Source organism: Mesorhizobium sp. M8A.F.Ca.ET.207.01.1.1, from assembly GCF_004794715.1.
Lineage (GTDB): Bacteria > Pseudomonadota > Alphaproteobacteria > Rhizobiales > Rhizobiaceae > Mesorhizobium.
Genome location: NZ_SRUS01000006.1, coordinates 543,140 through 553,404, shown reverse-complemented (window position 1 = coordinate 553,404; position 10,265 = coordinate 543,140). Strand labels below are relative to the sequence as shown.

12 protein-coding genes are annotated in these 10,265 nt (G+C 62.8%); 10 read left to right on the top strand and 2 right to left on the bottom strand.

The window, feature by feature from the left end:
- The 7 genes from EN850_RS21125 to EN850_RS21095 form a co-directional block, all read left to right on the top strand.
- A partial coding sequence (locus EN850_RS21125; protein WP_189591189.1) for a 2-oxo acid dehydrogenase subunit E2 occupies positions 1 to 283 on the top strand: 283 nt, incomplete at its 5' end.
- Positions 284 to 369: 86 nt separating this feature from the next.
- Complete coding sequence (locus EN850_RS21120; RefSeq protein WP_246689257.1) at positions 370 to 711, top strand: hypothetical protein; 342 nt, start codon at positions 370 to 372, stop codon at positions 709 to 711.
- 4 nt (positions 712 to 715) lie between these two features.
- Positions 716 to 1,351: an SGNH/GDSL hydrolase family protein gene (locus tag EN850_RS21115; protein ID WP_135918542.1), complete on the top strand. Its 636-nt coding sequence runs from the start codon at positions 716 to 718 to the stop codon at positions 1,349 to 1,351.
- A 15-nt stretch (positions 1,352 to 1,366) separates the two neighbouring features.
- Positions 1,367 to 2,812, top strand: a complete 1,446-nt coding sequence (lpdA, locus tag EN850_RS21110) for a dihydrolipoyl dehydrogenase (RefSeq protein ID WP_135880317.1) — start codon at positions 1,367 to 1,369, stop codon at positions 2,810 to 2,812.
- 99 nt (positions 2,813 to 2,911) lie between these two features.
- Positions 2,912 to 3,169 (top strand): GlsB/YeaQ/YmgE family stress response membrane protein, encoded by a 258-nt coding sequence (locus EN850_RS21105; protein ID WP_027142753.1) that lies wholly within the window; start codon positions 2,912 to 2,914, stop codon positions 3,167 to 3,169.
- 137 nt (positions 3,170 to 3,306) lie between these two features.
- Positions 3,307 to 4,272, top strand: a complete 966-nt coding sequence (gene lipA, locus EN850_RS21100) for a lipoyl synthase (RefSeq protein ID WP_136092174.1) — start codon at positions 3,307 to 3,309, stop codon at positions 4,270 to 4,272.
- A gap of 36 nt (positions 4,273 to 4,308) precedes the next feature.
- On the top strand, positions 4,309 to 4,767 hold the full coding sequence (locus EN850_RS21095; RefSeq protein ID WP_136092173.1) for a type II toxin-antitoxin system RatA family toxin: 459 nt from the start codon (positions 4,309 to 4,311) through the stop codon (positions 4,765 to 4,767).
- Here the strand turns inward: EN850_RS21095 and EN850_RS21090 are convergent.
- Together EN850_RS21090 and EN850_RS21085 are read right to left on the bottom strand one after the other, a co-directional pair.
- Positions 4,743 to 5,252 (bottom strand): CinA family protein, encoded by a 510-nt coding sequence (locus EN850_RS21090; protein ID WP_136092172.1) that lies wholly within the window; start codon positions 5,250 to 5,252, stop codon positions 4,743 to 4,745. The genes EN850_RS21095 and EN850_RS21090 overlap by 25 nt on opposite strands.
- Complete coding sequence (locus tag EN850_RS21085) at positions 5,249 to 6,478, bottom strand: bifunctional 2-C-methyl-D-erythritol 4-phosphate cytidylyltransferase/2-C-methyl-D-erythritol 2,4-cyclodiphosphate synthase (RefSeq protein WP_127872372.1); 1,230 nt, start codon at positions 6,476 to 6,478, stop codon at positions 5,249 to 5,251. The genes EN850_RS21090 and EN850_RS21085 overlap by 4 nt, the downstream gene beginning before the upstream one ends.
- 141 nt (positions 6,479 to 6,619) lie before the next feature.
- Here EN850_RS21085 and dusB point away from each other — a divergent pair, with 141 nt between their 5' ends.
- From dusB to ntrC, 3 genes are read left to right on the top strand one after another with little or no spacing between them, the layout of a single operon-like run.
- Positions 6,620 to 7,648 carry a tRNA dihydrouridine synthase DusB gene (gene dusB / locus EN850_RS21080; RefSeq protein ID WP_135932075.1) on the top strand — a complete coding sequence of 343 codons (1,029 nt, stop codon included), beginning with the start codon at positions 6,620 to 6,622 and terminating at the stop codon, positions 7,646 to 7,648.
- Positions 7,645 to 8,787 (top strand): nitrogen regulation protein NR(II), encoded by a 1,143-nt coding sequence (locus EN850_RS21075; protein WP_127872374.1) that lies wholly within the window; start codon positions 7,645 to 7,647, stop codon positions 8,785 to 8,787. Before dusB ends, EN850_RS21075 begins: the two co-directional genes overlap by 4 nt.
- Complete coding sequence (gene ntrC / locus EN850_RS21070; protein ID WP_027142746.1) at positions 8,784 to 10,244, top strand: nitrogen regulation protein NR(I); 1,461 nt, start codon at positions 8,784 to 8,786, stop codon at positions 10,242 to 10,244. The genes EN850_RS21075 and ntrC overlap by 4 nt, the downstream gene beginning before the upstream one ends.
- Positions 10,245 to 10,265 lie beyond the last annotated feature (21 nt).

The window sequence follows — 10,265 nt, the reverse complement described above, 5'->3', positions numbered from 1 at the left end:
GCTGAAGCCGGAGGAATATCAGGGCGGCACCACGGCGGTGTCCAACCTCGGCATGTTCGGCATCAAGGACTTTGCCGCGGTCATCAACCCGCCGCACGCGACGATCCTGGCGGTCGGCGCCGGCGAGGAGCGCGCGGTGGTCAAGGACGGCGAGGTCAAGATCGCCACCGTGATGTCGGTGACGCTGTCGACCGACCATCGCGCGGTTGACGGAGCGCTGGGGGCCGAACTCTTGGTCGCCTTCAAGAAGTTGATCGAGAACCCGATGGGCATGCTGGTCTAGGAAAGGGAAGGGCTGTGCGAATATTCTTCACCAGCCTTTTCGCTTTTTTCATTTCCGGGTTGGCTGGCGGTCTGATCGCGCAATGGTTGGCTGTCGCCACAGTCGCCGAGGAAGAATACATCCTCGTTTTCATGTTCTCGGTGCTGGTGACCTTGGTCGTCACCTTCGTCTTCTTCGTGGCGCAATTGACGAATGATCCGGTCGCGGTCGTGGCGAGGGCGGGCAAATCGACGCTGATTGTTTTTGTGGTGCTGCTCGTCATCTTGGTCGCGCTGATCCTCTACAGCGACGGCAGCGCCGCGTTGGTCAGGAAAGACATGCCGATGGTTGCCGGTCTCGGTCTGCCGGGCTTGGTGACGATCATCATCCATTGGTTGTTCGTGCGCTGGCGCGTGAAGCGCGGCGTGGCCGACATAAAGGCGGGTTGAACGGATGAAGACGGTTCTTTGTTACGGTGACTCTCTGACTTGGGGCTACAATGCCGAAGGCGGGCGTCATGCGCTGCCGGATCGCTGGCCAAGCGTGCTGCAGGCCGGCCTCGGCGAAGGCGTTCAGGTCATCGCCGACGGCCTCAATGGCCGCACCACCGCCTTCGACGATCATCTGGCCGGAGCTGACCGCAACGGCGCGCGGCTGCTGCCGACGGTGCTGACGACGCATGCGCCGATCGACCTGATCGTCATCATGCTCGGTGCCAATGACATGAAACCATGGATCCATGGCAACCCGGTTGCCGCCAAGCAAGGCATCCAGCGGTTGATCGACATCGTGCGTGGCCACGACTATCCGTTCGACTGGCCGGCGCCGCAGATCCTGATCGTTTCGCCTCCTCTTGTCAGCCGCACGGAGAATGCCGATTTCAAGGAGATGTTCGCCGGTGGCGACGACGCCTCGAAGCAGCTTGCACCGCAATACGCAGCACTCGCCGACGAAGTCGGTTGCGGCTTCTTCGACGCTGGCACAGTGGCGCAAACAACACCTCTCGATGGCGTCCACCTCGACGCCGAAAACACGCGAAACATCGGCAAGGCGCTGACACCAGTCGTGCGCGTCATGCTGGAATTGTGATTGAAGGAGAAGACCGTGGCTGAGAACTACGACGTCATCATCATCGGCTCCGGTCCCGGCGGCTATGTCACCGCGGTCCGTTCCGCCCAGCTCGGCTTCAAGACGGCGATCGTCGAGCGCGAACATCTCGGCGGCATCTGCCTCAACTGGGGCTGCATTCCAACCAAGGCGCTGCTGCGGTCGGCCGAGATCATGCACTATTCGGATCACCTGAAGGATTATGGCCTGAAGCTCGACGGCAAGGTCAGCGCCGACACCGCGGCCGTGGTCGATCGGTCGCGGAAAGTGTCGCTCAGGCTCAATGGCGGCGTCGCCTTCCTGATGAAGAAGAACAAGGTCGATGTCATCTGGGGCGAGGCCAAGTTGTCGAAGCCCGGCGAGATCGTTGTTTCCAAGACGGCCAAGAAGCCGATGGAACCGCAGCCGCCGGTGCCGAAAGGCGTCAAGGGCGAGGGCACCTACACGGCCAAGCACATCATCCTGGCGACCGGCGCCCGGCCGCGCGCGCTGCCCGGCATCGAGCCGGATGGCAAGCTGATCTGGACGTACTTTGAAGCCATGGTGCCGAAGGAGATGCCGAAGTCGCTGCTGGTGATGGGTTCAGGCGCCATTGGCATCGAATTCGCCTCCTTCTATCGCACAATGGGTGCCGACGTCACGGTGGTCGAACTGCTGCCGGCGGTCATGCCGGTCGAGGACGCCGAAGTCTCGAAATTCGCGCAAAAGCAGTTCGAGAAGCAAGGCATGAAGATCATCCTCGAGGCCAAGGTGACCAAGGTCGAGAAGGGGGCGAACTCCGTCACCGCGTATGTCGAGAGGAAGGACGGCAAGGTCGAGAAGATATCGGCAGATCGCATGATTTCGGCCGTCGGCGTCCAGGGCAATATCGAGAATCTCGGCCTTGAGGCACTCGGCGTCAAGACCGAGCGCGGCTGCGTCGTCATCGACGGTTATGGCAAGACCAATGTGCCCGGCATCTACGCCATCGGCGATGTCGCCGGTCCCCCGATGCTTGCCCACAAGGCCGAGCATGAGGGCGTCGTGTGTATCGAAAAGATCGCCAATTTTCCCGGTGTTCACGCGACCGACAAGCTCAAGATTCCCGGCTGCACCTATTGCAACCCGCAGGTTGCCTCGGTTGGCCTGACGGAAGCGAAAGCAAAGGCCGAAGGCCGGGATATTCGCGTCGGCCGCTTCCAGTTCGCCGCCAACGGCAAGGCCATCGCGCTTGGCGAGGACCAGGGCTTCATCAAGACCATCTTCGACAAGAAGACCGGTCAGTTGCTCGGCGCGCATATGGTCGGCGCCGAAGTCACCGAATTGATCCAGGGCTTTGTCGTGGCGATGAACCTTGAAACGACCGAGGAAGAGCTGATGCACACGATCTTCCCGCATCCGACGCTGTCGGAGATGATGAAGGAAAGCGTGCTCGACGCCTATGGTCGCGCCTTGAACGCATGATAGATTCGCCGCAGGAGACTCAGCTTCGAAGGCCGCGAGATCGCGACGGCGAGGCAGTTCGTTTCCGGATGCATTTTTACGCGCGCAAGGAGAAGGCATATGCACCTGAACGGCGTGGGCTGGATCGCAGCCATCATCATCGGCGGCCTGGCAGGCTGGCTCGCCGAAATGGTCATGAAGAGCAACACCGGCATATTCATGAACATTATCATGGGCATCGTTGGCGCGGTGGTGCTGAATGCCATCCTACAGGCGCTCAACATCGGCGTGTTCGGCGTCGGCTGGACCGCCTATCTGATCACCGGCTTCATCGGTGCCTGCCTGCTGATCTGGGTCGGTCGCCTGGTGCGCCGCTAGTCGATATCCTTCCCGGCTATGCGAAAACGGTTGTGGCGGCATGCGCCTCCGCAGCCTTTTTCTTTGTGTTGAAAAGTCCTAGATGACGTAAACGTGACGATCGCCGACGGGCGGTCGCGAGAAAAGCCAGGGTTCAGATGGTCACTGTCCTCGACACGATCGCCAACGCGCCGCGGCTGCGGCATCCCGAGAAAGCGCACAAGCCCGACCAGGAGGTGTTGCGCAAGCCGGACTGGATCCGCGTCAAGGCGCCGGTATCGAAAGGCTATGCCGAGACACGCGAGATCGTCAAATCCCACAAGCTGGTGACTGTATGCGAAGAGGCCGGTTGCCCGAACATCGGTGAGTGCTGGGAAAAGAAGCACGCCACCTTCATGATCATGGGCGAGATCTGCACGCGCGCCTGCGCCTTCTGCAATGTCGCCACTGGCATTCCGACCGCGCTCGATCCGGACGAGCCGGCCCGCGTCGCGCATGCCGTCAAGCAGATGGGCCTTACCCATGTCGTCATCACCTCGGTCGACCGCGACGATTTCGCCGATGGCGGCGCGCAGCACTTCGCCGATGTCATCCGTGCGATCCGGGCGGCAACGCCTCTGACGACGATCGAAATCCTGACGCCGGATTTCCTGCGCAAGGACGGGGCGCTGGAGATCGTCGTGGCGGCCAGGCCCGACGTCTTCAACCATAATCTCGAAACCGTGCCGTCGAACTATCTGAAGGTCCGGCCAGGCGCCCGTTATTTCCACTCGATCCGGCTGCTGCAGCGGGTCAAGGAACTCGATCCCTCGATCTTCACCAAGTCCGGCATCATGGTGGGACTGGGTGAGGAGCGCAACGAAATCCTGCAGTTGATGGATGATCTGCGTTCGGCCAATGTCGACTTCATGACCATCGGCCAGTATCTGCAGCCGTCGAAGAAGCACCACCCGGTGATCCGCTTCGTCACGCCGGAGGAATTCAAGTCCTTCGAGACGATCGGCAAGACCAAGGGTTTCCTGCTGGTGGCGTCGAGCCCGCTGACGCGCTCGTCGCATCACGCCGGCGACGATTTCGCCAGGCTGCGCGCGGCGCGCGAAGCACAGCTCGCGAAATCGCTCTGATGCGTCTTCGACGCGACGCCCTCTAGAGCCGGGTTCATGCCGAAATTCGAAGCCACCCGCCGCGTTGCTCACACGCCGCAGCAGATGTTCGTGCTGGTTGCCGACATCGAAACCTATCCGCAATTCCTGCCGCTTTGCGAGGCGCTGACGGTCCGCTCACGCAAGGAGCGGGATGGGCGCACCATCCTCGTCGCCGACATGAGCATCGGCTACAAGGCGATCCGTGAGACCTTCACGACCCAGGTGCTGCTGAAGCCCGACGAAAACGCCATCGATGTGAAGTACATCGATGGCCCGTTCAAATATCTGAGCAATGTCTGGCGTTTCGAGCCGGACGGTGCCGGCTGTGCCGTGCGCTTCTTCATCGACTATGAATTCAAGAGCCGCATCCTGGGTGCGCTGATGGGCACGATGTTCGACCGTGCCTTCCGCATGTTCGCAGAGGCTTTCGAAAAACGCGCTGATGTCATCTACGGCAAGACACCGGCGGCCTGACTCTCGCCAAGCGCCTGCAAGCCAAGCTTGAGCGCATGGTTGACCGTTTCCCGGCGGATGAAGTCGCGACCATTGTCGGCAAACAGCTTTCGTTCAGCCGTCACGGGTTGGCCGTTCACGGCGACGCCGAACCAGACCAGCCCGACCGGCTTTTCCGCAGAACCGCCACCCGGACCGGCAATGCCGGTGACGGCCAGGGTGAGGCCGGCGCGCGACCGGGCAAGCGCACCGGCTGCCATCTCGGTCGCCGTCTCGCGGGAAACCGCGCCATGCGTGTCGAGCGTGGTGGCACGAACGCCGAGCATGTCCATCTTGGCTTCATTGGAATAGGTGATGAAGCCGCGATCGACCACGGCGGAGGAGCCGGCAATGTCGGTCAGCGCGGCAATGACCATGCCGCCGGTGCAGCTTTCCGCCGTCGCCAGCATGATGCCGCGCTCGCGGCAGGCCTCAAACAGGGCGATTGCCAGTTCGCTGTTGGTCATTCCGGAACCTCGCCGGGAAACACCACGCTGGCGGTGGCGATCGCCGCTATGCCTTCCTCGCGGCCGACAAATCCGAGCTTCTCGTTGGTCGTCGCCTTGACCGAGATGCGGTCGGCGGAAATGCCCAGCATCTGCGAAAGGACTGACGTCATCGCCTCACGGTGCGGGCCGACGCGCGGTGCCTCGCAGATCAGCGTGATATCGGCATTGGCGATGCGCCCGCCGCGCTCGCGCACAAGCCTTGCCGCATGTTCGACGAATATTCGCGACGCGGCGCCTTTCCACTGCGCATCCGACGGAGGAAAGTGCGTGCCGATGTCGCCGGCGCCGCACGTCGCCAGCAGCGCGTCGGTCAGGGCGTGCAGGCCGACATCGGCGTCGGAATGGCCCGACAATTTCCTGTCATGCGGGATGGCCACGCCGCAGAGCGTGACGTGATCGCCGGGCTCGAAGGCATGGACGTCGTAGCCGTTGCCGGTCCGGATGTCGGGGAAGTGCATCCGTTCGCTGGAAAGCCGCTGGTGTGCCATGGCGATGTCCCGTGCCCAGGTGAGTTTGACATTGTCCGGCGAGCCGGGAACGAGCTTTACCGGCATTTGCATCCATTCGGCGATCGATGCGTCGTCGGTAAAGTCGGTCTTGCCTCTGTTGTAGGCTTCCTCATGCATGGTCATGATCGCGAGGAAGGGAAAGCCTTGCGGCGTTTGCGCCGCGTGCAGCCCGCTCCTGGGAACTGTTTCGCCGACGGTGCCGGTGGCCGATTCGCGTTTCAGCGTGTCGGCGACGGGCAGGGCGGGAAGCGCGCCCTCGCGTTCGCCGATCGCCGCGATGGTGCGGTCGATCAGATCCATGTCGACAAAGGGGCGCGCGGCGTCGTGAATGAGGACCTTGTCGGGCGCGTAGCTTCTCAGCGCCTGCAGTCCGAGCCGAACCGAATCCTGCCGGGTCGCGCCTCCGGCGATTGCCGTCACCCGATCGGCATCGGTGCCCACGGCTTGCCGAAAAAGCTCGCGGTCCTCCGCATGAATGGCCACGACGATCCGGCCGATGAGCGGGTGCGCGAGAAAAATATCGATGACGCGCGCGATGACGGCGCGCCCGCCAATTCGTTGATATTGCTTCGGGCCATCGGTCTGTCCGGCGCGCGCGCCGCGACCGGCCGCGACGATAACCACCGCGACTTTACCACCCGGATCCGAAGCCTGATTTTCAGTTGCGCCAATCATCCAAGTCTGGTCCTAGTCGCGGCCAAGGCCGAAGGCCAGCATTTTCCCAATTGCGCCTCAATGTGGCGTCATTCCGCGTTGCACATTTCTCTCGATCTGGCTAGAGAATGTGCAACGAATGGACATGCTTGGTTTTTGTGCATGGTTAACTTGATCAGATTGGCCGCGCCTCTCGACGTCGGCGGCGTGAGAATCCGCAACCGCGTCTTCCTCGCGCCGATGTCCGGGATTACGGATGAGGCGTTCAGGCAGCGCGCCCATTCGCACGGCGCCGGCCTGGTCGTATCCGAAATGGTTGCCAGCGGCGAACTCGCCAAGGGCAGGGCTGGCTGCGACCTGCGCATACGTCATTCCGGCCTGCCCGTCCATATGGTTCAGCTTGCGGGCCGAGAGGCGATGCATATGGCCGAAGGCGCTCGAATCGCCGCCGGCGAGGGCGCCGACATCATCGACATCAACATGGGCTGCCCGGCCAAGAAGGTCACCGGCGGCTATGCCGGCTCGGCATTGATGCTGGACCTCGACCACGCGCTCTCGCTGATCGAGGCCGTGGTCGGCGCCGTCAAGGTGCCGGTGACGGTCAAAATGCGGCTCGGTTGGGACGAGGCGGCACTCAACGCTCCCGTCCTTGCGCGCCGCGCCGAGCAGGCGGGCGTCAGGATGGTCACGGTCCATGGCCGCACACGCTGCCAGTTCTACCAGGGCAAGGCGGACTGGCGTGCCATCGCTCGCGTCAAGGAGGCCGTTTCCATCCCGGTCGTCGCCAATGGCGATGTCTGCTCCCCGGCTGAAGCCTCGGTCATTCTCGAACAGTCCGGCGCCGACGCCGTGATGGTCGGCCGCGCCCACTATGGCGCGCCGTGGGTCGCCGGCAGCATCGCTACGGCCGCCGCTGGGACATTTTCGCCCGGCGTTCCCGAGACCCGCCAAGCGCTCTCCGACTATATCATTGCTCATTACCAGGACATGCTGGCGCTTTACGGCATCGAGAGCGGCCTGCGCCAGGCGCGCAAGCATCTGGGCTGGTATCTCGATCGACATGCCGGGGGTGTCGCCGGCGACAGTAGAAAAGCGATAATTACCGCGTTCGAACCCGCTCGCGTCATTTCCTTGCTGCGCGATGTGTTTTCGCGCGATCCGCAAACCATGAACCTGCGGAGCGCCGCATGACCGCCACTGCTGGCCAAGGCACCGAAATAGCGGATGCCGCCCAGATCGTGCTGAATACGATCCGTCGCCCGGTGATCATGATCAGCGAGGAAGGGTTCATCATCTTCGCCAACGCCGATGCCGAGGATTTCTTTCGCTCCAGCGCGACCATGCTGGCGCGCAACACCTTGTCCAAACTCATACCTTTCGGCAGCCCATTGCTGACGCTGGTCGACCAGGTGCGCGAGCGCCGCGCGCCCGTCAACGAGTATCGGGTCGACGTCTCGTCACCGCGCCTCGGCATCGAAAAGGTCGTCGATCTCTACGTCGCGCCGGTGCCGGAATTTCCGGGCTCCGTCGTGGTCATGTTCCAGGAGCGGTCGATGGCCGACAAGATCGACCGGCAGATGACGCATCGGGGCGCGGCGCGCTCGGTGACCGGCCTGGCGGCGATGCTGGCGCATGAGATCAAGAACCCGCTGTCCGGTATCAGGGGGGCGGCCCAGCTGCTCGAACTGTCCGCCTCCGATGAGGATCGCGCGCTGACGCGGCTGATCACCGACGAGACGGACCGCATCGTGTCGCTGGTCGATCGAATGGAGGTGTTTTCCGACGAGCGGCCGATCGATCGCTATCCCGTCAACATCCACGTCGTGCTCGATCACGTGAAAGCAATCGCAAAGAACGGTTTCGCGAAGAAAATCAAGATATTGGAGGACTATGATCCATCATTGCCTCCAGTGTTCGCCAATCGCGATCAACTGATCCAGGTGTTCCTCAACCTGGTCAAGAACGCCGCCGAGGCGATCGGTAGCGATCCCCACGGCGAGATCGTGCTGTCCACCGCCTTTCGGCCCGGCATTCGCGTTTCGGTTCCCGGCACGCAGGACCGCGTATCGCTGCCGCTGGAGTTCTGCGTGCGCGACAATGGTTCGGGCGTCTCGGAAGATATCCTGCCGATCCTGTTCGATCCCTTCATCACCACCAAGCCGAACGGCTCGGGGCTGGGGCTTGCGCTGGTCGCCAAGATCGTCGGTGAACATGGCGGCATCATCGAGTGCGATTCGACGCCGCGCGCAACGACGTTCCGGGTGCTGATGCCGGCCTGGAAGGAAACGGCGCTAGGCGCCGATCAAGACGGCGAAGGAGATCGCAAATGACCGTTCGCGGCAACATTCTCGTCGCCGATGACGATGCGGCGATCCGCACCGTGCTCAATCAGGCCCTTTCGCGTGTCGGTCACGAGGTGCGCGTCACTTCCAACGCCTCGACCCTGTGGCGCTGGGTGGCGGCTGGCGAGGGTGACCTCGTCATCACCGACGTCGTGATGCCGGACGAGAACGCCTTCGACATGCTGCCACGCATCAAGAAGGCGCGGCCGGAACTGCCTGTCATCGTCATGAGCGCCCAGAACACCTTCATGACGGCGATCCGCGCTTCCGAAACCGGTGCCTACGAATATCTGCCGAAGCCTTTCGACCTGACCGAACTCCTCAACATCGTCAACCGCGCGCTGTCCGAGCCCCGGCGCCCCAAGATCGATGCGCGGCAGGAAGAGCAGCCCGAAACGATGCCGCTGGTCGGCCGTTCGGCGGCCATGCAGGACATCTACCGCATGCTGGCGCGCATGATGCAGACCGACCTGACGGTGATGATCTCGGGCGAATCGGGCACCGGCAAGGAACTGGTGGCGCGCGCGCTGCATGAATATGGACGCCGTCGTGGCGGTCCATTCGTTGCCATCAACATGGCGGCGATCCCGCGCGATCTGATCGAATCGGAATTGTTCGGCCACGAGAAGGGCGCCTTCACCGGCGCGCAGAACCGCTCGACCGGCCGCTTCGAGCAGGCAGAGGGCGGCACGCTGTTCCTCGACGAGATCGGCGACATGCCGATGGAGGCGCAGACGCGCCTGCTGCGCGTCCTGCAGCAGGGCGAGTACACGACGGTCGGCGGCCGCACGCCGATCAAGACCGATGTGCGCATCGTTGCCGCCACCAACAAGGACCTGCGCACGCTGATCAACCAGGGCCTCTTCCGCGAGGACCTCTTCTACCGTCTCAACGTCGTGCCGCTCAGGTTGCCGGCGCTGCGCGAACGCTCCGAGGATGTGCCCGACCTGGTGCGCCATTTCTTCAAGCTTGGCGAGATGGAGGGGCTGCAGACCAAGCGCATCTCTTCCGGCGGCATCGAGCTGATGAAGCGCTATCCCTGGCCAGGCAATGTGCGCGAGCTGGAAAACCTCGTTCGCAGGCTCGCCGCGCTTTATTCGCAGGACGAGATCTCCGCCGAGATCATCGAGGCGGAACTCAAGACAGGCGAGCGCCCGGTGGTACCGGGCGCCGGCAACCTCATTCCCGACGATCTTTCCATCGGCCAGGCGGTGGAGCACTTCCTGCAGCGCTATTTCGCCTCCTTTGCAGGCGAATTGCCGCCCGCCGGTCTCTACGAGCGCATTCTGTCCGAGGTCGAATATCCCTTGGTGCTGGCTTCGATGACGGCAACCCGCGGCAACCAGATCAAGGCCGCGGAGCTTTTGGGCCTCAACCGCAATACCCTGCGCAAGAAGATTCGCGAGTTGGGCGTCAACGTCTACAAGTCCTCCCGCCAGACCTGAGCCCGCGCCAAGCACACGATC